The sequence below is a fragment of the Streptomyces sp. NPDC006655 genome (assembly GCF_040703965.1).
In the GTDB taxonomy this organism is placed as follows: domain Bacteria; phylum Actinomycetota; class Actinomycetes; order Streptomycetales; family Streptomycetaceae; genus Streptomyces.
The window spans coordinates 29,263-53,640 of sequence record NZ_JBEYJU010000006.1; the positions used below are offsets into that span (position 1 = coordinate 29,263).

At 69.8% G+C, this 24,378-nt stretch carries 23 protein-coding genes and 2 tRNA genes; 21 read left to right on the forward strand and 4 right to left on the reverse strand.

Annotated elements, in window-relative coordinates; translation table 11 throughout:
- Positions 1-91: 91 nt before the first annotated feature.
- From obgE to AB0958_RS05000, 5 genes are all read left to right on the forward strand, one after another.
- Entirely contained in the window at positions 92-1,531 is a 1,440-nt protein-coding gene (obgE, locus tag AB0958_RS04980) for a GTPase ObgE (RefSeq protein WP_366888896.1), read from the forward strand.
- 234 nt (positions 1,532-1,765) lie between these two features.
- Entirely contained in the window at positions 1,766-2,086 is a 321-nt protein-coding gene (locus AB0958_RS04985; protein ID WP_366888897.1) for a hypothetical protein, read from the forward strand.
- Positions 2,087-2,347: 261 nt separating this feature from the next.
- Entirely contained in the window at positions 2,348-3,847 is a 1,500-nt protein-coding gene (locus AB0958_RS04990) for a bifunctional cytidylyltransferase/SDR family oxidoreductase (RefSeq protein WP_358972841.1), read from the forward strand.
- 154 nt (positions 3,848-4,001) lie between these two features.
- Positions 4,002-6,116: a hypothetical protein gene (locus AB0958_RS04995; RefSeq protein ID WP_366888898.1), complete on the forward strand. Its 2,115-nt coding sequence runs from the start codon at positions 4,002-4,004 to the stop codon at positions 6,114-6,116.
- 335 nt (positions 6,117-6,451) lie between these two features.
- The gene (locus AB0958_RS05000) at positions 6,452-7,666 is read left to right on the forward strand and encodes a glycosyltransferase family 2 protein (RefSeq protein ID WP_366888899.1); all 1,215 of its coding nucleotides are present in this window, start codon (positions 6,452-6,454) and stop codon (positions 7,664-7,666) included.
- A gap of 27 nt (positions 7,667-7,693) precedes the next feature.
- Here the strand turns inward: AB0958_RS05000 and AB0958_RS05005 are convergent, their stop codons facing one another.
- Entirely contained in the window at positions 7,694-9,088 is a 1,395-nt protein-coding gene (locus AB0958_RS05005; protein WP_366888900.1) for a polysaccharide pyruvyl transferase family protein, read from the reverse strand.
- Positions 9,089-9,320: 232 nt separating this feature from the next.
- Between AB0958_RS05005 and proB the strand changes: the two genes are divergently transcribed.
- From proB to AB0958_RS05030, 5 genes are all read left to right on the forward strand, one after another.
- On the forward strand, positions 9,321-10,427 hold the full coding sequence (gene proB / locus AB0958_RS05010; RefSeq protein ID WP_366889015.1) for a glutamate 5-kinase: 1,107 nt from the start codon (positions 9,321-9,323) through the stop codon (positions 10,425-10,427).
- 122 nt (positions 10,428-10,549) lie between these two features.
- A complete protein-coding gene (locus tag AB0958_RS05015) occupies positions 10,550-10,978 on the forward strand; it encodes a hypothetical protein (RefSeq protein ID WP_366888901.1) in 429 nt (142 codons plus the stop codon).
- A 97-nt stretch (positions 10,979-11,075) separates the two neighbouring features.
- Complete coding sequence (locus tag AB0958_RS05020; protein WP_366888902.1) at positions 11,076-12,362, forward strand: glutamate-5-semialdehyde dehydrogenase; 1,287 nt, start codon at positions 11,076-11,078, stop codon at positions 12,360-12,362.
- 158 nt (positions 12,363-12,520) lie between these two features.
- On the forward strand, positions 12,521-13,132 hold the full coding sequence (locus AB0958_RS05025) for a hypothetical protein (protein WP_366888903.1): 612 nt from the start codon (positions 12,521-12,523) through the stop codon (positions 13,130-13,132).
- 88 nt (positions 13,133-13,220) lie between these two features.
- The gene (locus AB0958_RS05030) at positions 13,221-14,291 is read left to right on the forward strand and encodes a hypothetical protein (protein ID WP_366888904.1); all 1,071 of its coding nucleotides are present in this window, start codon (positions 13,221-13,223) and stop codon (positions 14,289-14,291) included.
- Positions 14,292-14,326: 35 nt separating this feature from the next.
- Here the strand turns inward: AB0958_RS05030 and AB0958_RS05035 are convergent, their stop codons facing one another.
- A complete protein-coding gene (locus AB0958_RS05035) occupies positions 14,327-15,415 on the reverse strand; it encodes a M48 family metallopeptidase (RefSeq protein ID WP_366889016.1) in 1,089 nt (362 codons plus the stop codon).
- A 100-nt stretch (positions 15,416-15,515) separates the two neighbouring features.
- Between AB0958_RS05035 and AB0958_RS05040 the strand changes: the two genes are divergently transcribed.
- The 7 genes from AB0958_RS05040 to AB0958_RS05070 all read left to right on the forward strand — a co-directional run bounded on the left by AB0958_RS05040 (position 15,516) and on the right by AB0958_RS05070 (position 19,890).
- Positions 15,516-15,677 (forward strand): hypothetical protein, encoded by a 162-nt coding sequence (locus tag AB0958_RS05040; protein ID WP_046733215.1) that lies wholly within the window; start codon positions 15,516-15,518, stop codon positions 15,675-15,677.
- Positions 15,678-15,813: 136 nt separating this feature from the next.
- Complete coding sequence (locus tag AB0958_RS05045; RefSeq protein ID WP_165939217.1) at positions 15,814-15,978, forward strand: hypothetical protein; 165 nt, start codon at positions 15,814-15,816, stop codon at positions 15,976-15,978.
- A 70-nt stretch (positions 15,979-16,048) separates the two neighbouring features.
- Positions 16,049-16,741 carry a nicotinate-nucleotide adenylyltransferase gene (nadD, locus tag AB0958_RS05050; protein WP_366888905.1) on the forward strand — a complete coding sequence of 231 codons (693 nt, stop codon included), beginning with the start codon at positions 16,049-16,051 and terminating at the stop codon, positions 16,739-16,741.
- Between the two features lie 16 nt (positions 16,742-16,757).
- Positions 16,758-18,467 (forward strand): LytR C-terminal domain-containing protein, encoded by a 1,710-nt coding sequence (locus AB0958_RS05055; RefSeq protein ID WP_366888906.1) that lies wholly within the window; start codon positions 16,758-16,760, stop codon positions 18,465-18,467.
- A gap of 104 nt (positions 18,468-18,571) precedes the next feature.
- Complete coding sequence (rsfS, locus tag AB0958_RS05060; protein ID WP_366888907.1) at positions 18,572-19,015, forward strand: ribosome silencing factor; 444 nt, start codon at positions 18,572-18,574, stop codon at positions 19,013-19,015.
- Positions 19,015-19,683, forward strand: coding sequence for a histidine phosphatase family protein (locus tag AB0958_RS05065; RefSeq protein WP_366888908.1), 669 nt, complete (start codon positions 19,015-19,017; stop codon positions 19,681-19,683). The genes rsfS and AB0958_RS05065 overlap by 1 nt, the downstream gene beginning before the upstream one ends.
- 134 nt (positions 19,684-19,817) lie before the next feature.
- Positions 19,818-19,890: transfer RNA gene (locus AB0958_RS05070), tRNA-Ala, on the forward strand.
- A gap of 28 nt (positions 19,891-19,918) precedes the next feature.
- On the opposite strand, the gene AB0958_RS05075 is transcribed toward AB0958_RS05070, so the two are convergent.
- Positions 19,919-20,851, reverse strand: coding sequence for a helix-turn-helix transcriptional regulator (locus AB0958_RS05075; protein WP_366888909.1), 933 nt, complete (start codon positions 20,849-20,851; stop codon positions 19,919-19,921).
- Between the two features lie 103 nt (positions 20,852-20,954).
- On the opposite strand from AB0958_RS05075, the gene AB0958_RS05080 reads away from it, so the two are divergent.
- The 3 genes from AB0958_RS05080 to AB0958_RS05090 all read left to right on the forward strand — a co-directional run bounded on the left by AB0958_RS05080 (position 20,955) and on the right by AB0958_RS05090 (position 22,903).
- The gene (locus AB0958_RS05080) at positions 20,955-22,424 is read left to right on the forward strand and encodes an MFS transporter (RefSeq protein WP_366888910.1); all 1,470 of its coding nucleotides are present in this window, start codon (positions 20,955-20,957) and stop codon (positions 22,422-22,424) included.
- Positions 22,425-22,492: 68 nt separating this feature from the next.
- Positions 22,493-22,666 (forward strand): hypothetical protein, encoded by a 174-nt coding sequence (locus tag AB0958_RS05085; RefSeq protein WP_366888911.1) that lies wholly within the window; start codon positions 22,493-22,495, stop codon positions 22,664-22,666.
- A 3-nt stretch (positions 22,667-22,669) separates the two neighbouring features.
- Entirely contained in the window at positions 22,670-22,903 is a 234-nt protein-coding gene (locus AB0958_RS05090; protein WP_006136074.1) for a hypothetical protein, read from the forward strand.
- Here the strand turns inward: AB0958_RS05090 and AB0958_RS05095 are convergent.
- Positions 22,893-24,092 carry a glycosyltransferase 87 family protein gene (locus AB0958_RS05095; RefSeq protein ID WP_366888912.1) on the reverse strand — a complete coding sequence of 400 codons (1,200 nt, stop codon included), beginning with the start codon at positions 24,090-24,092 and terminating at the stop codon, positions 22,893-22,895. The two genes, AB0958_RS05090 and AB0958_RS05095, sit on opposite strands and share 11 nt — an antisense overlap.
- 113 nt (positions 24,093-24,205) lie before the next feature.
- On the opposite strand from AB0958_RS05095, the gene AB0958_RS05100 reads away from it, so the two are divergent.
- Positions 24,206-24,278, forward strand: a tRNA-Ala gene (locus AB0958_RS05100).
- Positions 24,279-24,378: the final 100 nt, after the last annotated feature.

Genomic DNA, 24,378 nt, shown 5'->3' on the forward strand with positions numbered 1-24,378 from the left:
AGGCGGACCTCACTTCCCCATCGGGAAGGCGGGTCCGCCTTTCGCGTGTTGACATAGGTATTACCCCGCAAGTATCTGGAGGCACTGCACCATGACCACCTTCGTGGACCGCGTCGAGCTGCACATCGCCGCGGGTAACGGAGGCCACGGCTGCGCCTCCGTGCACCGGGAGAAGTTCAAGCCGCTCGGCGGCCCCGACGGCGGCAACGGCGGCCGCGGCGGCGACGTCATCCTGACTGTCGACCAGTCCGTGACGACCCTCCTCGACTACCACCACTCCCCGCACCGCAAGGCCACCAACGGCAAGCCCGGCGAAGGCGGCAACCGAGCGGGCAAGGACGGCCAGGACCTGGTCCTGCCCGTGCCCGACGGCACGGTGGTACTGGACAAGGCGGGCAACGTCCTCGCCGACCTCGTCGGCCACGGCACCTCCTACGTCGCCGCCCAGGGCGGCCGCGGCGGCCTCGGCAACGCGGCCCTCGCCAGCGCCCGCCGCAAGGCCCCCGGCTTCGCACTGCTCGGCGAGCCTGGGGACTTCGGGGACGTCGTCCTGGAACTGAAGACCGTCGCCGACGTGGCCCTCGTCGGCTACCCGAGCGCCGGCAAGTCCTCCCTGATCTCGGTGCTGTCCGCGGCCAAGCCGAAGATCGCCGACTACCCGTTCACCACCCTGGTCCCCAACCTCGGTGTGGTCACCGCCGGTTCGACCGTCTACACCATCGCCGACGTCCCCGGCCTCATCCCCGGCGCCAGCCAGGGCAAGGGCCTCGGCCTGGAGTTCCTGCGCCACGTCGAGCGGTGCAGCGTCCTCGTGCACGTCCTGGACACCGCCACCCTGGAGTCCGAACGCGACCCCGTCTCCGACCTCGACGTCATCGAGGAGGAGCTCAAGCAGTACGGCGGACTCGGCGACCGGCCCCGCATCGTCGTCCTCAACAAGATCGACGTCCCCGACGGCAAGGACCTCGCCGAGATGGTCCGGCCCGACCTGGAGGCCCGCGGCTACCGCGTCTTCGAGGTGTCGGCGGTCGCCCACACGGGCCTGCGCGAGCTGACGTTCGCCCTCGGCGAGCTGGTCGGCGCGGCGCGCGCCGCCAAGCCCAAGGAGGAGGCGACCCGCATCGTCATCCGGCCCAAGGCCGTCGACGACGCCGGTTTCACCGTCGTCCAGGAGGACGACGGCCTCTTCCGGGTCCGCGGCGAGAAGCCCGAACGCTGGGTCCGCCAGACCGACTTCAACAACGACGAAGCCGTCGGCTACCTGGCCGACCGCCTCAACCGTCTCGGCGTCGAGGAGCAGTTGATGAAGGCCGGCGCCCGGTCCGGCGACGGCGTCGCCATCGGCCCCGAGGACAACGCCGTCGTCTTCGACTGGGAGCCGACCATGATGTCCGGAGCCGAGATGCTCGGCCGGCGCGGCGAGGACCACCGCTTCGAGGAGCAGCGCCCGGCCGTCCAGCGCCGCCGCGACCGGCAGGCCGAACGGGACGAGTCCCTGCGCGAGTACGGCGACTTCGACCCCTTCGAGTAGCCGCACCGCCGGCTCCCTCCCGGACCTCCGGGGCCGGCCTCTGCACCGTCGCACCGGATCAAGCCCGTTGCGGCCAGGACCTGCGTCCCGGCCGCAACGGGCTTTCCGTTCCGGCAACGGCGACCAGGACCCAGGAGGCTTTCCAGAAAGCGACGCCAACCGCGGCTACCACTTCTTCGGCAGGAACCGGCCTACCGAACGTCACCCCCGTCTGACAGGGGCCTTTCGGTCACGGTGGAGACGGACTGGACCGAGGGCGCCGGCTCGCTCGAAGCCCTGCTCGGCCTCCCGGAAACTCCTCCAGCACGTTCCGGACGCGGCGAACCGCTCCTCACCCGCGCCGAGAACGAAATGCTACGAGAGTTCAACGTGGAATTTCGCGGCATTGGCCTGCCCGACGAGCTCTATTCGAAGCTCATCCGCAACGGCGCGGTCATGCATATGAAGAACACGTGCAGTGCCGCAGCCCGCGACGTGAAGATCCGCAGCCCCGGCTGGGCCGCAGGGAGACCGCCGCCCGCTCGGCTCCGGGGCCGGGTGAGCCGGACGGCTTAGCCCTGCTAAGCCGTCCGGGTGTCACGACTTAGTATCACTGAGGCGTGTCGCGTCACGCACAGCAATCGGTATGTTCTGTGCAGTTACTCACAGCGAATTCACGGAACTTCCCCGGACGGTCGTCGAGCGGCCCCGCCACCAGCGGTGCAAGATGAATGAAAGGTTGCGGGTACATATGCGGTGGACGGCGCTCACCTTGCACAGCGGTTACCGGAAGTGGGACCATTTCCAGGTTCCCTGATGCCCCGAGGTAGGTCACCTGTGTCCCAGCGCATAGCCAAGCCCCGAACCACCGCAGTGATCCTGGCCGGTGGCACCGGCCAGCGGGTGGGTCTGTCGATCCCCAAGCAGCTGCTGAAGATCGCCGGCAAGGCAGTCATCGAGCACACCCTGGCCACCTTCGAGAAGGCCGACTCGATCGACGACATCATCGTGCTGATGGCCCCGGGCTACGTCGCGGACATCGAGAAGATCGTGGCGAAGGCCGGCTTCACCAAGGTCAAGAAGGTCATCGAGGGCGGCAGCACGCGGAACGAGACCACCGAGCGCGCCATCGAGGCCCTCGGTGAGGGACTGGCCGCCGGAGAGGACCTCAACGTCCTCTTCCACGACGCCGTACGCCCCCTGCTGTCGCGGCGCGTCATCGACGACTGCGTGGCCGCGCTGGACCGCTACCAGGCCGTCGACGTCGCCATTCCCTCCGCCGACACCATCATCGTCACGCGCACGCACGGCGAGGACGGCGAGTTCATCACCGAGATCCCGGACCGCTCCCGGCTGCGCCGCGGCCAGACCCCGCAGGCGTTCAAGCTGTCCACGATCAAGCGGGCCTACGAGGTCGCCGCCGGCGACCCGAACTTCCAGGCCACCGACGACTGCTCCGTCGTGCTCAAGTACCTGCCGGACGTGCCGATCCACGTCGTCGCCGGCGACGAGTACAACATGAAGGTCACCCAGCCCGTCGACGTCTTCATCGCCGACAAGCTCTTCCAGCTCGCCTCCACCGCCGCTCCCGAGCAGAACGGCGAAGACGCCTACCGCGAACTGCTCACCGGCAAGACCGCCGTGATCTTCGGTGGTTCGTACGGCATCGGCAAGGACATCGCCGAACTCGCCGAGTCCTACGGTGCCACCGTCTACGCCCTGGGCCGCTCCACCACCGGCACCCACGTGGAGAACCCGGAAGAGGTCGACGACGCCCTGTCCAAGGCCTACGCCGAGACCGGCCGCATCGACTACGTCGTCAACACCGCGGGCGTCCTGCGCATCGGCAAGCTCGCCGAGACCGACAACGCCACCATCGAAGAGGCGCTCAAGGTCAACTACCTGGCCCCCGTGCAGATCGCCCGCTCCAGCTACAAGTACCTCGCCGAGACCAACGGTCAGCTGCTCCTCTACACCTCCAGCAGCTACACCCGCGGCCGCGCCGAGTACAGCCTCTACTCCTCGACCAAGGCCGCCATGGTGAACCTCACCCAGGCCCTGTCCGACGAGTGGGCCGGTGACTCCATCCGGGTCAACTGCATCAACCCCGAGCGCACCGCCACCCCCATGCGCACCAAGGCCTTCGGCCAGGAACCGGCAGGCTCGCTGCTCTCCTCCGAAGCCGTCGCCCGCACCTCCCTCGACGTGCTGCTCTCCGAACTCACCGGCCACGTCATCGACGTCCGCCAGCAGGACCCGACGGCCGCCGCCGGCCAGGCCTCCGGCTTCGAACAGGCGCTGGCCAGTGTCCTGGACCGGCAGGACGGCGTGGCATAATCAACTTCCAATAGCTATCTGTAATTCAGGCCTCTGTGGTTGCGTGTTCGTAGAGCATTCACAGGGGCCTGAACCGTAAAAACTTCAGATCGACTACCACACCAGATCGTCCGCAAGGTCAAATACAGGCCTTTTTGTCAGCAAAAGGTTCTCCGTGATATCCACCGCTATTCGCGTCGCCCGGGTGGGCAGCGCGGCCGAGCTGGCCGCGGCGGCACTCATGATGCTGGGCTTCCCGGTGCTCATGATCGCCGCGCTCGTCCCGAGCGTTTACGCCTTCGCGGCCGCGGCCGCCGTCACGTACCTGGCGGACCACTACCTGCACCGCAAGGGCAGCTACCTCATCAGCCGTCTGAGCAAGGTCCGGGCCGGCCTGTCGATCCGCTTCCTGATCCGGCAGCTGCTGCTGATCCTGCTGCTGGCCCGCATGGACCTCTCGAACGGTCTGATCTTCTACGGCGCCATCGCCTGCTTCATCGCTTTCTACGGCCTGCAGGCCCCGCACGGCGCCCTGGTCCAGCTGATCCGCAACCGCCGCCGGATGCCGGTCGCCACCCGCAACGTCGACCTCAAATCCCGCATCCGCATCCCGGACGCCCCGCCGCTGGGCCTGCTGGACCGCTCCGCCGAGAAGATGCTCCATCTCGACCTCGCGGCCGTCGTCGGCCTCCTGATCTCGGGAGTCACCAACAGCGCCGTCGCCGGATTCATCGGCGTCGGCCTCACCCTCGGTATCGGCTCCCTGTACGTGCTGGTGCTGACGCCCTACGTACGCGGCCGCAAGACCCCGCCGGACGCCGACACCGTCCTGGCCGCCGTCGACGACTGGCTCGCCGAGTACAAGCCCGAGACCGTCCTGTACTTCTCCGGCTCGAAGGACTCCGCCTACCAGGTCAACATGTGGCTGGAGACCATGGAACAGCTGGACTCCCGCCCGCTGATCCTGCTGCGCGAACGGGTCATCCTGCAGAGCCTCGCCCCGACCACGGTCCCCGTCATCTGCGTGCCCGGCGGTGTGCACCTGATGAACATGGACCTCTCCACGGTCCGCGTAGCCCTCTACGCGGCCAACGTCGGCAAGAACATCCACCTGCTGCGCGTCCCGACGATGAAGCACGTCTTCATCGGCCACGGCGACAGCGACAAGCTGGCCAGCGTCAACCCGTTCAGCAAGGTGTACGACGAGGTGTGGACCGCCGGCCGCGCGGGCCGCGACCGCTACGCCATCGCCGACGTCGGGGTCCGCGACGACGACATCGTCGAGGTCGGCCGCCCGCAACTGGCCCCCATCCAGCACTGGCAGGGCGTACTCGACGGCCGGATCCCCACCGTTCTCTACGCGCCCACCTGGGAAGGCTGGGACGGCAACCCCGGCAACACCTCCCTCGTGCTCGCCGGCGAGAACATCGTGAAGAAGCTGGTCAAGGCGGACCCGCCGGTCCGTGTCCTGTACAAGCCGCACCCCTTCACCGGCACGGTCAGCCCCGAGGCGGGTGCCGCCCACCGGCGGGTCACCGCCCTCATCGAGAAGGCCGCCGCCCAGCGCGCCACCGACCCCCGCTTCACCACCGACACGGCCGCCCAGGCGGCGGCCCAGGCCGAGCTCACCCGTATCGAGGCCCGCCTGGTCGAGCTGACCGGCACCGGCGACGAGAAGCGCGACGAGGCCGAGGCCAGCCGGGACGACGTCGTCGACCTGAAGAAGCACGAAGAAGTCGCCCGGCTGCGCGCCGAATGGAACGACGCTCTGTGGCGTTCCTTCCCCACGCACCAGCACCGGGTCATCACGGGCGCCGAACCGCGCCTGTACGACTGCTTCAACGTCTCCGACGCCATGGTCTCCGACATCTCCAGCGTGGTCTCCGACTTCATCGCGAGCGGCAAGCCGTACGCCGTCACCGACTCCGCCGGAGTCGGAGTGGAGGAGTTCAAGCAGGCCAACACCGCCGTGCGGGCCGCCGTGATCCTCTCCAACAGCGCCAAGGAACTCGGCGCCCTGCTGGACGCCGTCCGCGATCCGTCCGCCGATCCGCTGGCCGCGGACCGCGAAGAACTCAAGCGCTACCTGCTGGGCCCGGACGAGCCGACCTCCATCGAGCAGTTCAACGACGCGGTGGCCGCCCTCGCCCGCAAGGCCGAGACCCGCAATCTGGGCCAGCAGGCCCGCATCGCGGCCGGTGACGCGGAAGCGGCCGACATCGCCGAGGCACTGCCTGGAGACACACTGAAGGCCGCCAGCGAGGCGGAAGGCACCACCACCGCCGGCTGACACGCTCACCGGCGCGCCAGGCACCGAACGGGCTCGGTCCCGGGGACTCCTCCCCGGGACCGAGCCCGTTCGGCGTCCCCGAAGCCGTCTTCTTACCTTTGCTTAGTAAATCCGGGTGTGTCTTCTTACCAGCGCTTCGCGGTATCCGTTGAGTGGCTCTTACCGCGCGTCCGTACTGTCCGGCGTAACCCGCCGTACACCGTCCGGCCGCATTCCTGCCATGTGAGCTGGCTCACTGAAGGGGTGTCCCTGGGCAACCAGTCGCCTCGCTCAGCCATCTAGAACGTTGCGACTGAGTCGACACCGGGGGAACGCACCACTGACTAGGGAGAAAAGTGACCGTCGTTGCGCAGCCTGATGTGACCGTCATCATCGGCGCGTACGAAGCGATGCCGTATCTCGTCGAGTGCCTGGCCTCAGTGGAGCGTCAGACCCTCGACCCGGCACGCATGGAGGTCATCGCCGTCGACGACGGATCGGCCGACGGCACGGGGGAGTGCCTGGAGGAGTTCGCGGCCCGCGCCGCCATGTCCGTGACCGTGATCCGCCAGGAGAACTCCGGCGGCCCCAGCGGCCCCCGCAACGTCGGACTCGCCAGGGCCACCGGCCGCTACGTGTTCTTCCTGGACGCCGACGACCGCCTCGGCGACGAGGCCCTGGAGCGCATGGTCGCCATGGCGGACAAGAACGGCACAGACGTCGTCCTCGGCAAGGTCGAGGGAATCAACCGCAAACCTCCCGCGTCGATGTGGGGCAAGACCCTCGACCGTACCGACGTCTTCTCCTCCAACATCAAGTTCACGCTCAGCGCCCAGAAACTCTTCCGCCGCGCGCTCCTGGAACGGCACGGCATGCGATTCGACGAGTCCCTGTGGACCGGCGAGGACGCGCTGTTCACCATGGAGGCCTATCTCCGCGCCGACGGCGTCTCCGTCGTCGCCGACTACCCCTGCTACTACCTGGTCGGCCGCGACGACGGAAAACACGTCACCAAGAGCGGCAGCTACACCCTGCGCTTCGACTCCGCGCGCGCCCTGATGAAACTGATCGCCGACATGGTTCCGGCAGGACCACGTCGCGACACACTCATGGTCCGGCCGTTCCTGGTCACCCTGCTCCCGCAGTTCGGCCCCAAGTTCCTCACGGACGACGACGAGGTGCGGCGGAGCAAGATGGAGCTGGCCCGGCCGCTGATGGACGCCCACTGGAACCCGGAGGTCGCCCGTCGGCTCAGAGTGCACGAACGGCTGAGACTTCACCTGGTCGCCGAACGGCGCCCCGATCTCCTCCCCGACGTCATCGAGTTCGTCCGCGCCAAGAAGCAGGCCGATGCCGTCCTGGAGAAGCGCGGCACCGCCGTCTACCTGGCCTACCCGTACTTCCGCTCTAAGTCGGCCGGTGTCCCCGACTGGATCTACCTCGCCGAACCCCGAGAGGCCCGCTCCGTCGAGGGCTACCGCGAGGACGCCGCCAACACCTTCCTGCGGCGTGCCATGCGCAAGGTCCGGCGATCGCTGCCCGCACGGGGAGTCAAGGCCGCCGCGGCCTGACCGGGATCCGGGCCCGTATCAGCCGCCCTACAGGCCCGTCCCCAGCGCCCGGCGGATCGGCCGGCCCACGGCCCGCCGGGCCCGCCGGTAGACCGACGCCGGCTGCGCGCCGACGGACTTGATCCTGGCCCCGGAACGCGCCAGTTCCTTCTGCAGGCGGGCGTTGTCCAGCGACAGTTCGTCGATCCGGGTGTGCAGCCAGCCGAACCGCGAGGTCAGCGAGGCCGGGTCCGCGTCGTTCCAGGGGCGGACACCCGCAGGGAACGTCAGCGCGCCCATCCGTTCCTCGAAGGCCACCCCGCCGTCTCCGTGCGTGAACGTGTTCTGCAGACCGTTCCTGTCCAGGAACCCGGTGAACCGCTCGAAACGCTCCCGGTGGCCGCCGACCAGGTCGCCGAAGTCGGCCTCCGCGTACAGCTTCGCCGGGTCCGCCGAGGCCGGGTCCTTGACCGCCTGGTCCAGTCGCCGGTGCGGAATCCCGAAGTACCGGCACAGCTCCAGCGTCCGCGAGTCACCGCACAGCACGGTGGCCGGCGTGCCCGCGAGCAGCGCCGCGATGTTGCCGTGGATGCGCGAACCGAAGGAGAAGTCGAAGGAACGCAGATCATTGATCCAGGTGACCGGATCGACGTAGACCCGGACCTTGTCCTCGCGGTACATCGGATGGTCCGGGTGGGTCGGCATGGCGGTCACCGCGGCGTTCGGGTCCGAGAGGTCCCGCCAGTGCAACTGGCGGGCGTCGCTGAGGTTCTGGCCGACGAAGCACAGATTCGGGTAGCGCTCGTGGGTGCGCGTGATGATCCGGTCCAGCCCCTGAGTGCGTACGGCACTGTGCGAGCCGTTGATCGCGATCCGGGACCGGGTCGTCAACTCCGGTGCCGTCTTCTGCACGGACAGTCGATCGCCGTACATGAACAGCGAGGGACAGCCGATGATCTCGACGTCCTTGAAACCCATCTTCTTCAGGTACTGCTCGGTGAACTCGCCGCGCACACCGATCGACGCGCTGCGCTCCAGCACCGCGGAGCAGAACTCCCGCACGGTCGGCTCCATGCGCTTGAGCCGTTCCGGGTTGTAGCTGACTCCCGTCTGGGCCCCCACTCCGAGGACGACGACCGGTATGCGCAACTTCGAGATCAGCCGGGTCATCCGCTTCAACGAGCCTTCGAAGGACGGGCGGAAGGCGTTGGCGAGCGGGATGACGAACGCGTCGTACTCGTCGTTGATGCGTCCGGCGGCGGAGACGTCGGAGGGTATGCCGTTGGAGACGACCTCGGTGTCCGGCGTCGTAAGGATCTTGTGCGCGGCGTCGCTGAAGATCAGGTTGCCCGAGTTGGTGGCGATGACGTCCCGGTGCAGGGCCTCCTCGAGGATGACGACGTCGTAGGGGCTCTTGCCCGACCTGAGCAGGATGCGCTTCACGCTGCGAACTTTAGATGACACAAACTTCAAATTAACTTTGCGTTCTCTTCGATTTCTATAAGGAGTCAGGGCAACCTTTTTGCCATGAGCGGAACGTGACCGACCGATCACCCGGGCTTGTCCGTAGCGCTGTCCGGAGGCTGGACGGAAGCGTCCCGCGCACATCCGCTTCGCGTAGATTGCTGCCAGGCGCGAGGAAGTGGGGACGGACGTGGCAAGGGCAAGGCAGGCCGTGGGCGAGGCCCGCAGGATCGTCGTCAAGGTGGGGTCCTCCTCGCTCACCACCGCCTCCGGCGGCCTGGACGCCGACCGCGTCGACGCACTCGTCGACGTCCTCGCCAAGAGCCGCAGCGGCGGGGAGAGGGAGATCGTCCTCGTCTCCTCCGGCGCGATCGCCGCCGGCCTCGCCCCGCTGGGGCTGCGCCGCCGCCCCCGGGACCTGGCCCGCCAGCAGGCGGCCGCCAGCGTCGGCCAGGGACTGCTCGTCGCCCGCTACACGGCCTCCTTCGCCCGCTACGGCGTCCGGGTCGGCCAAGTCCTGCTCACCTCCGACGACATGAGCCGGCGCGCCCACCACCGCAACGCCTCGCGCACCCTGGACAAGCTGCTCGCGATGGGTGCCTTCCCGATCGTCAACGAGAACGACACCGTCGCCACCGACGAGATCCGCTTCGGCGACAACGACCGCCTCGCCGCCCTCGTCGCCCACCTCGTCCACGCGGACCTCCTGGTCCTCCTCTCCGACGTCGACGGCGTCTACGACGGCGACCCCAGCAGGCCCGGCACCTCGCGGATAGCGGAGGTGAAGGGGCCGCAGGACCTCGCCGGCATCGAGATCGGCAGCGCCGGGAAGGCCGGTGTCGGCACCGGCGGCATGGTCACCAAGGTCGAAGCCGCCCGTATCGCCGCAGCCGCCGGCATCCCCGTCGTCCTCACCAGCGCCGTGCATGCCGCCGAGGCGCTCCTCGGCGGTGACACCGGTACCTTCTTCCACCCCGCGGGCAAACGGTCCGCAGACCGCCTCCTGTGGCTTCAGCACGCCTCCACCCCGCAGGGCTCGCTCACCCTCGACGACGGCGCCGTACGCGCGGTGGTCCAGGGCCGCAAGTCGCTGCTGCCCGCGGGGATCGCCGCCGTGGAAGGCGATTTCAGCGCCGGTGACCCGGTCGAACTGCGCGACACCGAGGGCCAGGCGGTGGCACGCGGGCTCGTCAGCTTCGACGCCAAGGAGATCCCCCAGCTGATCGGGCGGTCGACCAGGGAGCTGGCACGCGAACTGGGCCCGGCGTACGAGCGGGAGGTCGTACACAGGGACGACCTGGTGGTCCTGCACCCGTAAAAGCGGCATGACGACGGCCCCCGGTGGGGGACGTTCCGTAAAACCGCCACATGAACCCTTGCGGCCTGCTCAACTTTGACTCAGGACCACGTTCCGCACGAGGACAGCTGAAGGAGGCCGTCGTGAGACGAGTGCGCCCTGGGGCTGCGGCCTCCCGCGGTGCTCTGACGAGCGTCGCGGCCGGGGACACCTACGAGGAGCCGAAGGACCTGCCCCGGCTGTGGCACGTCACCCTCAGCGTCTGCGGTGCCGAGGTTCCCCTGCCGGACCTGCGCCGCGGACTCGAACAACTGGCCCACGACCACCCGTTCCTGCTCACCAGCCGCTACGCCTGCGACCACGCCGAGATCCGCTACTGGGAAGAGGCCCGGGACCTCCACGACGCCGCCGCCGTGGCGCTGCGTCTGTGGGGCGAACACCGGCAGACCGCCGGACTGCCCGCCTGGGAGATCGTCGGCCTGGAGGTCATCGACCGCGCCACCTACCACCAGCGCATCGCCGAGGGCTACGGCCCGCCCCCGGCGACACCGGTCGGTATCCACCCCTTCTGACGCCCCCTGCCCCCGGCCGGTGTCACCCGTCAAGGACCACGTCTCGCGAGGTGGGATGACGCGTGAACGGCCGGCCGGGGCGCACTACCCTTCCCTCATGACCACGCTCTCGCCGTACGACGCCATGTCCCCGGTCACCCAGGCCGCCTACCGCGCCAAGGCCGCGGCCGCCGACCTCGCGCCGCTGCCGCGCGCGGTGAAGGACGACGCGCTGCTCGCCATCGCGGACGCCCTGGAGGTCCGTACGAGCGAGATCGTCGAGGCCAACGCCAAGGACGTCGCCAAGGCCCGCGAGAACGGCACCAGCGAAGCCGTCGTCGACCGCCTCACGCTCACCCCCGAGCGGGTCCGTGCCATCGCCTCCGACGTCCGCGACGTGGCGAAGCTGCCCGACCCGGTCGGCGAGGTCGTCCGCGGCTCCACTCTCCCCAACGGCATCGACCTGCGCCAGGTCCGCGTCCCCCTCGGTGTCGTCGGCATCATCTACGAGGCCCGCCCGAACGTCACGGTCGACGCCGCCGCCCTCTGCCTGAAGTCCGGCAACGCCGTCCTGCTGCGCGGCTCCGCCTCCGCCTTCGAGTCCAACACGGCACTGGTGAGGGTCCTGCGGGACGCCGTCGGCGGCGCCGGGCTGCCCGCCGACGCCGTCCAGCTGGTGCCCGGCGAGAGCCGCGAGTCCGTCCACGAGCTGATGCGGGCCCGCGGCCTCGTCGACGTCCTCATCCCGCGCGGCGGGGCCTCCCTCATCCAGACCGTCGTCATGGAGTCCAAGGTCCCCGTCATCGAGACCGGCACCGGCAACTGCCACGTCTACGTCGACGCCCACGCCGACATCGACATGGCCATCGACATCCTGATCAACTCCAAGGCGCAGCGGGTCAGCGTCTGCAACGCCGCCGAGACCCTCCTCGTCCACCAGGACATCGCCCCCGAGTTCCTGCCACGCGCCCTGGACGCCCTCGCCGAGGCCGGTGTCACCGTCCACGCCGACGAACGCGTCCTGGCCTACGCCAAGGACTCCAAGGCGACCGTCGTCGAGGCCGTACCGGAGGACTGGGAGACCGAGTACCTGTCGTACGACATCGCCGCCGCCGTCGTCGACTCCCTCGACAGGGCCGTCGAGCACATCCGGCTGTGGACCTCCGGGCACACCGAGGCCATCGTCACCACCTCGCAGCAGGCCGCCCGCCGCTTCACCCAGCTGGTCGACTCCACCACCGTCGCCGTGAACGCCTCCACCCGGTTCACCGACGGCGGCCAGTTCGGTTTCGGCGCCGAGATCGGCATCTCCACCCAGAAGCTGCACGCCCGCGGCCCCATGGGGCTGCCCGAGCTGACCAGCACCAAGTACATCGTCACCGGCGACGGCCACATCCGCCGCTGACCGCGGTACCGCAGCCGCCGCCGGCACCCGTACGGCCCAACCGGGCGTCGTACGGCGCACCGGCGCGCGGCAGGGCGTGCGGCGCTCCGGAGGGGCGTGGGACGCCGGGGTGAGAGGCGTCTCACAGGGCCTATGAATTTCCATACCGTCTGCCCAAATTGACCCCCCAGGTCTACTCTGGATCCGTGCCGGAGGACGTGGGGGGCACGCCGTTCTCTGACGGCTGGGATCCCGACGACGACCATGACCACGGAATGTCGGACGAGGAATTCGACACCGTGGTCTTCGACGAGGCCTTCGTGAAGGCGGCCGTGATCCACGAGCCGACCGCGGTGGAACGCCTCCTTGCCGCCGCCCAGGCCAGAGCCGAGGCCTCCGAGGCCGAGGCCCGCCGCGCCCACGGCAGAGGCGAGCGCTACGACGACGGCTACGGACCCGACTTCGGCGTCGGCGGCGATCTCGACGACCCTGACGACACCGACGTGCTCGAGGACCGGTACGGGGCCACCGGGACGTACGGCAAACACGGCAAACACGTCCGCTGGCACCGTCCCGTCGCCTGGCTGCTCGCCCTCGTCATGGGCATAGGCATGGTCGCGCTCGCCTTCGCCGCGGTCTACCGCAGCGCCTCCTCGGGCGGCAACCGCGACCAGCTGCCCAGGCCCTCCTCGACCGGCCTGGAACAGGGCACCGCGGCGGCACCCTCGGTGTCCGCCGACTACTCCCCGCCCGCACAGCAGGCGGTCTCCGCGATCCCGCGCACCCCCTGACGGGGTTTGTCCTTCCTGGTGAGAACCTGTCAGAACTTGTCGTGCGGCGGCGCGTTTACCTGAGGCTCCCGGGACCTACTCTGAAAGTATGGGCGGGCCAGGAGACCCACCGGAGGGGACACCCGAGGGCGGCCCCGTGGGTGGAGAGGACGAGTACCGATCCGTCGTCTTCGACGAGTCGTTCGTCCGTGCTGCCCGACTCCAGGAGTCCTCCGCACGCGAACGCATGGCCGACCACGCGCCCGCCGTACGCCGCCGCCCCCCGCTGCGCCGGGGCCTCACCCGCCAGGCCGTGATCCTCTTCGTGCTGATCCTCGTCGCCTTCGGCACCGCGATCTACATGGGCGTCCGCCACCCCTACGGCACCCAGGTGGCCCAGCAGCCCGCCGAACCGCTGCGGATGACCTTCATCCCGCTCTCCCCGCAGGGCAAGGTGCCCGGCGCCGCCGACGCCGAGACCCTGTTCGCACACAGCCCCGCCGCACAGTACGAGATCGGCGCCGAAGGGATACCCCTGCCGGCCGCCCGCAGCACCCCGCACTTCTCCGACAGCCAGGTCGTCACCGCCCTGACCACGGTCAAGGACTACCTCGTCCGCTCCTCGCTCTACCCCGAGGTCCTCGACAGCAGCCAGGTACGGCCCGCACGGGCACTGCTCGACCCCGGCCAGCTCGACCAGTTCGACCAGAGCTTCGACCACCCCGCCGCGGACGGGCGGCACGCCCCCACCGGATGGCTGATCCGCTTCGACCCCACCCGCGCCGAACTCGCCGACCCGAGGATCCGAGTCCAGGGCGACCTGTCGGCCACCGAGACCGACTCGGCCACCCTCGAGGTCACCGCGGACCACACCTTCGTCTACGCGCTGCGCCCCACCGGCGCCCCGGCGGGCTCCCCGGTCTCCCTGTTCACCGTCCGCCGCCAGCTGACCTTCCGCTTCGACCGCGACGATCTGCGCCTGCACCAGACGCAGCTGGTCGTCTCCTACGTCCAGGCGGGCCCCCTGTCCTGCGCCGAGGACGCCACCGACCACCTGCATCCCCTCCTGGCCGGCGAAACGGCCAGGGCGGGCGGCCCGGCGGGCACGAACCCGTACGCCACGGACAGCGCGACAGCCCTGTGCGGGACGCTGTCCGCCGCGGCGGAACCGAAGGTCTAGGACCCCGAGCCCGACCGAGCCGGACCCGCGACCCGTTACTCCTCGTCCTGTGGCGGTGCGCCCTTCGGCGGGGGCGCGCTCGTGAAACCGTCGAAGCCCCGCCTGACCCGGCCGCCGAGGCCGCCCGCCCCGCCCGCGATGTCCGAGACCAGCTTCATCAGCGGGTCCTTGGACGCCTTCACGTCGCTCGCGTAGCTCGCCGCGGACTCCTTGAACGAGTCGCCCACCGAGGTGTCCTTGTCCTTGGCGCGCCGCGGATAGTGACCGTCCATGATCCGCTGGTAGTCCCGGGACTCGGACCACTTCTTCAGCTCGGCCGCGCGGACCGTGGTGAAGGGGTGCGAGCGCGGCAGCACATTGAGGATCTTCAGCACCGAGTCGCGCAGGTCACCGCCCGCCTCGTACTCCTCGGCCTGCTGCAGGAACGCGTCCACGTTCATCTCGTGCAGGTGGTTGCCGCCCGCGATCTTCATCAGGCCCCGCATAGAAGCCCGCAGATCCTGGCCCACCAGCAGGCCCGCGCGGTCCGCGGACAACTCCGACTTGCGGAACCACTCCCGCAGTGCCGTCACGATCGCCAGGACCGCGAGATTGCCCAGCGGGATCCAGGCGACCTTCACCGCGAGGCTGGTCAGGAACAGCAGGACCGTCCGGTACACGGAGTGCCCGGACAGCGCGTGCCCCACCTCGTGGCCGACGACCGCCCGCATCTCCTCCTCGTCGAGGAGTTCGACGAGCCCCGTGGTCACCACGATGATCGGTTCGTCCAGGCCGATGCACATCGCGTTCGGCTGCGGATCCTGCGTGACGTACATCGGCGGGACCTTCTCCAGGTCCAGGATGTGACACGCGTCCCGCAGCGAGTCGTTCAGGTGGGCGAACTGCTGGTCGGAGACCCGCACCGAGTCGGACAGGAACAGCAGCCGCAGGCTCCGCTCCGGAAGCAGCCCGCTGAGCGCCTTGAAGACCGTGTCGAAACCGCTCAGCTTGCGCAGCGCCACCAGCGCCGAACGGTCGGCCGGATGCTCGTACGCGCGCGAGGAGATCCCGGCGAACCGTCTGCGCTGCCTGCTCGGCACCTGCTCGTGCCCCTGCCCGTTCCGCTCGTGGCCGTCGTCGGACATGTCATCCCCCATGCGCGTGAGTGTGTCCTGTGTGCCCCCGAAGCAGGGACCAGCCTAGGCGGCGATACCGTGGACGGGCAGTACAGCCGAAGGAGTCCCCATGGAGCACCACCCCCCGGCCGCCTGGCTCACCCAGGCCGCGAGCGCCGCCCAGCATCAGGGCTCGGGCGATCTGCTCCGGGTCGTCCTCGTCGTCATGTTCGTCGGCTGCGCGCTGACCGCCTGGTTCCTGTTGCGCGGGTACAAACAGAAGGACGACTGAGCCGCCGGAATCGTTCCCCGCGCGCGGGGACGCACAGGTCGGCCCAACGGAGGAGTCGGCGTGATCGCCGCGACACCGCCCGCATACGATGGACCGACGTCTTTATCCCGCCCACACGCGATAGGTCCTGCCGCAGATGATGAATCTCCACAGCGCCGCTGCCCAGTTGGTCACCGTTGCCGCCGAGGGCGAGGGAGGCGGCAACCACGAGAGCCTCAACCCGCTCGTCACCGGTGGCAGCGCCTTCATCATCCTGCTGCTCCTGCTGTGGATCACCACCCGCTTCAACCGCGACCGCTGAGCGGGCCCACCGCACCCCGCACCCGTCCTCGGGACGGGGCCCACGGGCCGGGCCGGTAGGGTCTGCACGCATGGGAGAGCAGGACATGCCTACCGGTCCGGCGAACGACGTGACCGAGCACGCCGACGACACGGTGACCCCCCTCCGGTACACACCGGCGGGCCTGGCGGACACCGGCAAGCGCCGCCTCGGCGTCATGGGCGGAACGTTCGACCCGATCCACCACGGGCACCTCGTGGCGGCCAGCGAGGTCGCCGCCCAGTTCCACCTGGACGAGGTGGTGTTCGTGCCCACCGGGCAGCCGTGGCAGAAGACCCACCGCGCGGTCTCGCCCGCCGAGGACCGCTACCTGATGACGGTCATCGCCACCGCCGAGAACCCCCAGTTCTCCGTCAGTCGTATCGACATCGACCGCGGCGGCCCCACTTACACCGTCGACACCCTGCGCGACCTGCGCGCCCTCAACCCCGACACAGACCTCTTCTTCATCACCGGCGCCGACGCCCTCGGCCAGATCCTCACCTGGCGGGACTCGGAGGAACTCTTCTCCCTCGCGCACTTCATCGGCTGCACCCGGCCGGGCCACCCCCTGACCGACCACGGCCTTCCCGAGGGAGGTGTGTCGCTGGTGGAGGTTCCCGCGCTCGCCATCTCCTCCACAGACTGCCGTGCGAGAGTCGCCAAGGGCGACCCCATCTGGTACATGGTGCCGGACGGAGTCGTGCGCTACATCGACAAGCGCGAGCTGTACCGCGGCGAGTGAGCCGAGAGGGGCACCGGTGAACGACCGATACGACGCGGGCTACGGAAGCGACCAGTACGAACTCGTCGGCTACGACGAGTACGGGCAGCCGGTGTACCGCCCGATCCCGGCGCAACAACAGCAACAGCAGACCTACGACCCGTACGCCGGGCAGGGCTACGGCTACGACCCGTACCCCGACGCCGGCCGGCACCCCGCCTCCCCGTACGACACGGGGCAGCACACGCCGCCGTACGACACCGGGCAGCAGGCTCCCGTCCACGACACCGCGCAGCAGCCGCCGACGCCCGGGTACGCCCCGTACGACGCCGCCGGCCCGACCGGCCACGACCCCTACGGGCAGACGGCCACCGGCGGCCGGCGGCCCCGCGTCGCCGAGCAGACCGCGCACATCCCGCAGCAGGCCGGACCGGCCGAGGAACCCGCCGAGCCCCGGCAGGGCGCGCCGGACTACCGCACCGAGCAGTTCGCGTTCGTCGAGGAGCCCGACGGCGACTCCGAGGACGTCATCGACTGGCTGAACTTCACGGAGAACCGCACCGAGCGCCGTGAGGAGGCCAAGCGGCGCGCCCGCAGCCGGACGATCGCCCTGGTCGTCGTCCTCGCCCTGGTCGCCGTCGGCGGCGTCGGCTACCTCTGGTACGCCGGAAAACTCCCCGGCCTGTCCTCCTCCGCCGCCAAGGGCGGTACGGCGACCTCCGCGGCCGCACAGAAACGTGACGTGGTCGTCGTCCACCTGCACAACACCGGTGGCGGCGGCACCTCGACCGCGCTGCTCGTCGACAACACCACCACCAAGCAGGGCAGCACCGTCCTGCTGCCCAACTCCCTCGCGCTGACCGCCGACGACGGCACCACCACGACCCTCGCCAAGTCCGTCGACGACGACGGCTCCTCCGGCACCCGCGACCAGCTCGACACCGTCCTCGGCACGAACATCGAGGGCACCTGGCGCCTGGACACGCCCTACCTGCAGAACCTCGTCGAACTCGTCGGCAACATCGACATCGACACCAACACCGACGTCCCCGACCCGGACGCCAAGAAGAAGGGCGAGGAACCCCTCGTCCGCAAGGGCAAGGACCAGACCCTCGGCGGCAAGGCCGCCGTCGCCTACGCCACCTACCGCGCCTCCGGCGAAGCCCAGAACGCCCAGCTGGAACGGTTCGGGCAGGTCATGCAGGGCGTCCTGCGCAAGCTGTCCTCCGACCCGGCGGCCGCCACGGTCACCGTGCAGACCCTTGCGCAGATCCTGGACCCCTCGCTGACCGACAAGGACCTCGGCACCTTCCTCGCCAAGCTCGCCGACCTCGCCAAGGGCGGCGACTACAAGACCGCCCTGCTCCCCGTCCAGAACGACGGCACTCTCAGTGCCCAGACCAGCTCCAGCGTCGTCAAGGACATCCTCGGCGGCACCGCCAAGAGCCCCAGCGCGGGCTCCGCCGTCCGCGTCTCCGTCCAGAACGCGACCGGCGTCAAGGACAACACCGAGAAGGCCCGCGTGGTCCTCGTCAACGGCGGCTACACCTTCCTGGAAGGCGGTACGGCCTCCGGCACCCGGGCGACCTCCCAGGTGCTGTACTCCGGCGCCGCCGACAAGGAGAACGCCACCGAGGTCGCCAAGACCCTCGGTCTCGACGCGAAGGACGTGGCCAAGGGCGCCGTCGGGTCGGGCGCAGACGTCTCGGTCGTCCTCGGCCAGGACTACAAACCGTCCTCCTCCTGAGGCAGCCACCCGCCGCACCCCACGTGACACGGTAATCACGTGGGGTGCGCCCGGCGGTCCGTGAGACCCTTGTGGTCAAACGACCGCCGACGGAAAGCCACGCAGTGACCGCCACCGACCGTTCCCTCGAGCTCATCACCACCGCCGCCCAGGCGGCCGCCGACAAGCTCGCCCACGACGTCATCGCCTACGACGTCAGCGACGTCCTGTCGATCACGGACGCCTTCCTGCTGGCCTCCGCACCCAACGACCGCCAGGTCAAGTCGATCGTCGACGAGATCGAGGAGCGCCTCCAGAAGGAACTCGGCGCCAAGCCGGTGCGCCGCGAGGGCGACCGTGAGGCCCGCTGGATCCTGCTCGACTACGTCGACATCGTCGTCCACGTCCAGCACAGCGAGGAGCGTGTCTTCTACGCCCTGGAACGGCTGTGGAAGGACTGCCCCGAGATCGAGCTGCCCGCCGACGCCAAGGCGACCCGCGGCAAGGCCGCCGAGCACGCCAGGCTGCAGGCCGCCGACGACGCCGGCGAGTCGGCCGGGGAGTGGTGATGAGCGCCACCGGCGAGGTCACCGACCGCAAGGGCCGCGGCCGCCGCATCATCCTGTGGCGGCACGGCCAGACCGCCTGGAACGTCGAACGGCGCTTCCAGGGCTCCACCGACGTCGAGCTCACCGAGACCGGCATCGGCCAGGCCCGGCGCGCGGCCCGCCTGCTCGCCTCCCTGGGCCCCGACGCGATCGTCTCCTCCGACCTGAAGCGCGCCTTCGACACGGCCGCCCAGCTCGCCGACCTCACCGGCCTCGACGTGGTCCGCGACGAGGCGCTGCGCGAGACCTACGCGGGCGTGTGGCAGGGCCTCACCCACGAGGAGATCATCGCCCGCCACGGTGACGAGTACGCCGCGTGGAAGCGCGGCGAGCCGGTCCGCCGCGGCGGCGGCGAACTGGAGACCGAGGTCGCCGACCGGGCCGCCCCCGTCGTGCTCAGGCACGCCGAGAAGCTGCCCGAGGACGGCACGCTCGTGGTCGTCAGCCACGGCGGCACCATCCGCACCACCATCGGCCGTCTCCTCGGCCTGGACTCCCCGCACTGGGAGAGCCTCGGCGGCCTCACCAACTGCTGCTGGTCCGTGCTGGGCGAAGGCGCCCGCGGCTGGCGGCTGCTGGAGCACAACGCGGGCACCCTTCCCGAGCCCGTCCTCGGCGACGACGACTGACAGCCCCGGAGCCGCCGGCCGAGGATCCTCCGGCCGCCCGGCCCGTCCCGGACCCCGGATTTCACTTTCCGGCAGGTCGCAGGCTAAAGTTCTTCTTGTTCGCCCCGCCAAGCGGAAAGACGGGAAGAACGCGAGGGGCTATAGCTCAGTTGGTAGAGCGCCTGCATGGCATGCAGGAGGTCAGGAGTTCAATTCTCCTTAGCTCCACAGATCGGTGATGAGAATCCCACCCTCTTCAGAGGGTGGGATTTTCTTTGTTCCACTTCCGGACGATCTCGGTGGCCGCCTCGTCCGTCACCGCCCACAGCCGCTGCCTGCGTTCCCGCAACAACGCGACCTTCTCCCGCGTCTGTTCGTCCTCGGGCGTGTAGACGACGATCCGGGACTCCGGCATCCCGTCGATCGACAGCGACTGCGACGTCATCCGCACCTCACCCACCGCCTCGTGACGGAACGTCTTCACCCGTGGTCCCGGCCGGGCCACCACGCCGCTCGCCCACATCCGGGCGAAGTCCGCACTGGCCCGGGACAGCGCCCGTATGAAGTCCTCCCAGGCGGGCTCGCCCACATGCCTGCCATAACTGGAACGCAGCGTCGCCACCATCCTCGGCAGTTCACGCTCCCGGTGCACCACCGGGCAGACGTCCTCCGGCAGTGTGAACAACGTCCACAACACGTTCGGCACACCGATCCGCACCGTCTGCGGCACCAGGAACATGTCCCGGTACGCCGCGTTCGTGGCCAGCACGTCGTAGCGCGAGGTGTACACCACCGCCATCAGCGGATCCAAAGCGTCGACGATGCCCTGCACCTCTGCGCCGACCGACCGGGACAGCCCCTCCGGTGCCGGAGCGTAGGCCACCTCCGCCAGCCGGTACAGATGCTCCCGCTCCGGCGCGTCCAGCCGCAGTGTGCGCGCCACCGCGTCCAGCACCTGCGGCGAGGCGTTGATCGGCCGCCCCTGCTCCAGCCACGTGTACCAGGTCACCCCCACACCGGAGAGCTGGGCGACCTCCTCCCGGCGCAGCCCCGGAGTGCGCCGCCGCAGCCCCGGCGGCATACCGACGTCCGCCGGTGTCACCCGCGCCCGCCTGGTGCGCAGGAACGCGGCCAGCTCCGGCCTGCGGCGGTGTCCTGCCGTCCCCATCGTCGCGTCCCCCGTCGTCATGTCCTCCATCGTGGACGCGGCCCCCGTCCCGTGCCAGGTGCTGCCAGTACCAGCATCGGCAAGCTCTCGGCACCCGTACCGGTCCCTCGCCACGCTCGTACGCATGACGACGACATCCCGGACCGGGCCAGGTCCCGCACCCGCTTCGGCCCCCGAGAAAAGTGAATCACCCGGCACCGACAACCGGCCCCGGCTGCTCCTCGCGGTCGTCCTGACGGCTCAGTTCATGGCCGTGCTGGACGTCTTCATCGTGAACGTCGCGGCCCCCACCATGGGTTCCGAACTCCACGCCTCGGGCTCCGACTTGCAACTGGTCGTGGCCGGCTACGCGATCACGTACGCGGTGCTGCTGATCACCGGAGCCCGGCTCGGCGACCGGCTCGGCCACGGCCGGGTCCACCTCGTCGGCCTCGCCCTGTTCACGGTGGCGTCGCTGGCCTGCGGCCTGTCCCAGGGCGCCGTCGAACTGATCGCGTTCCGGCTGGTGCAGGGCGCCGGTTCGGCGGTCATGATCCCGCAGGTCCTCAGCATCATCCAGCGCGCCTTCACCGGCGAGGCCCGCATCCGGGCGCTCGGTGCCTACTCGGCGGTCCTCGCGGTCGGTGCCGCCGCCGGCCAGATCGTCGGCGGTGTCCTGGTGGGGGCCGATCTGTTCGGCACGGGCTGGCGGCCGGTGTTCCTGGTCAACGTGCCCGTCGGCGCCGTACTCCTCGTCCTCGGCAGGCGTGTCCTGCCGTCCGGTGCCGGATCGACGGCGCGGCGGACCGGCGGCCTCGACCTGCCCGGCCTGGTCCTGCTCGGGTCGGCCGTCTCGCTGCTGACGGTGCCGTTGGTGCTCGGACAGGAGGAGGGCTGGCCACTGTGGTCCTGGCTGTCCCTGGCCGCCGCAGTCGTCCTGTTCACGCTGTTCTGCGGCTACGAGTCGAGACTGGCCCGGCGTGGCGGCGCCCCGCTGATCGCACCCCGGGTGCTGCGCCACCCCGGCATGCGTCTTGCCGTACTGCGCATCCTCGCCGTGATGGCCGTCAACGCGGGATTCCTGTTCACGCTCACCCTGCACGTCCAGAACGGCCTCGGCTACAGCGCGCAGCGCGCCGGTCTCACCTTCGCGCCGACCGCCGTCGTCTTCGGCGCGGTCGCCCTCACCTGGCGCAGGTGGCCCGTCTCCTGGCAGCGGGCGCTGACCCCGGCGGGATTCGCGCTCACCGCACTGGGCACGGCCGGCGTCGGAATGGCTTTCCGCGGGGGCGGCGACGGGGGCGCGTGGCTCTTTCTGGCGTACGCCGGAGTGGGAGCGGGGCTCGCGCTCGCCTTCAGCCCCACGCTCACGGGTGCGCTCGCAACCGTGCGCCCCGAGGACGCTGCGGACGCCAGCGGCCTTCTGGCGACCGTCACCCAGCTCGGTCAGCTCATCGGGGTCGCCGCGTTCGGCACACTGTTCTTGAACCGGCTTGAGTCACTTGGGGCCCCGCGGGCGTATACCTCTGCGGAGGCGCTGTCAGCCTGCGCATGGACGCTCGCCGCGACGGCGGTCGCGGGCGCCGTGTCCGGACTGGTACTGAGGCGTCGCTGACCGTATTGGTCCGGCCGTGGCAGAATCAAACGGCCGGAAGGGGGCGCGGCCCGACGGGAGGAGTAGCGATGCCTGCGAGCATCCTTGAGGAGGGCGGCCACCTCCTCGGTGCGGCGTTGATACGGGACACGATCACCCGGCTGCTCTGCCCTTCCTGCGGTTCCACCCATGTGGCCCAAGTACTCGGCGACAACGGCGGGATCTCCTACGTGTGCACGGCCTGCGGCCACAGCTGGAGCTGATCGATGGGTGCACACAGGCGGAAGTGCGACTGGTGCGGGAGCGGGACCCCGATCGTCCGCGACATGGAGCCGATCAACCCCGACTACCAGTACTGGTGCGAGGAATGCGCGCGGGCGCTGATCATAAAAGGCGACCCGATCGAGACCTACCGTGAGCTGGAGGGCGAGCCGATCTACGGCCGTCTCCTCGAGGAGCACTGCACGCTCAAGAGGTTCTACTCCTTCGTCACGGCCTGAGCCGGACCCGGCCGCGGCGCCGATGCCACGCGAGTGCGAGGAACAGCGCCCCGGTGACCGGGTAGAGCGCCGACAGCGCCAAGTCGAAGGCGCCCTGGTGCAGTTCGGGCCGCCCGTGCCCGTGCGGCACCCACCACAGGGCGTACGAGCAGAAGACCAGCGTCGTCCCCGCGGCCACCGCCCGGTGCCCGCGCGTCCACAACAGCAGCACCACGGGCACGCACCACACCCAGTGGTGCGACCACGACACGGGACTGATCAGCAGCGCGGTCACCGCGCACACGGCCACCGCCCAGGGCCGCCCGCCGCGCAACTCCGCCCCGACCGCCACCGCAAGCCCCAGAACGGCCGTCAGAGCCGCCGCGGCCGCCCAGAGGGCTCCCGGCTCGGTGCTGTGCAGCAAGCGCGCCAGAACGCCGCGCAGGGCCTGGTTCGCGGTCTCCTCGGCCCGCCCCACCCGCCCCGTCCGGAAAACCATCCCGGTCCAGAACCGCCACGAGTCGTACGGCAGGACGGCCGCCGCCACCAGGGTCGCCCCCGCGAAGGCGCCGGCCGCCCTCCGCGCGGGCCGCAGCCAGGGCCCCCCGTCCCGGCCTGCGCAACGCGCAACCAGCCCCGTGGCGAGCAGGAACACCGCGAACAGGGCCGGCGTCAGCTTGACCGCGGCCGCGAGCCCGACACCCACCCCCGCCCAGCGGTCCGGCCGTTCGGCGGGACGGCGTGACAGATCCCACAGGACCAGCACCGCCAGCAGCAGGTTGATCTGCCCGTAGCGCACGGTCGTCCACACCGGCTCGCACCACACCGCCCCCGCCGCGACCCACAGGACGCACCCCACGCGCGCGTGCCCGACGAGCCGCAGTGACAGCCCGACGAAGGCCAGCAGGAGGACGAGATTCCCGGCCGTCGCCAGCGCGCGCATGCTCGGCACGTCCAGCAGCGTCAGCGGTGTGAACAGCAACGCCGCGAAGGGCGGATAGGTGGAGGGGAGATGAGCCGCCGTCGCACGCAGCGCGTAGAGGTCGCCGCCCGCGCGGACGGTCACCCCCTCCGCCCGGTAGACCATCAGGTCGATCATCGAGACGTGCGCGGCCCGCTGCGCCGCCCAGAACACCGTGAACGACAACAGGCACGCCGCCAGCGGCACCGACACCCGGCGCCGGGCCTCGGAGAACGCGATCACGGTCACGAAGCACGACACTATCGCCCGTATCCGTACAGAACGGAAACGATTTGGTGATGCACCCCCTCGACCGTGTAATGTTGGCGTCGCCGCCAGGGAAACCGGGCGGACCGAAACAAGGGGCTATAGCTCAGTTGGTAGAGCGCCTGCATGGCATGCAGGAGGTCAGGAGTTCAATTCTCCTTAGCTCCACAGAAATCGAAGGCGGACCGTCCGGACGGACGGTCCGCCTTCGGCGTTGTCATGGTGGTCGGGAAACCCTTCCCGACAAAGGGGTAGGGGCCCACCCGAC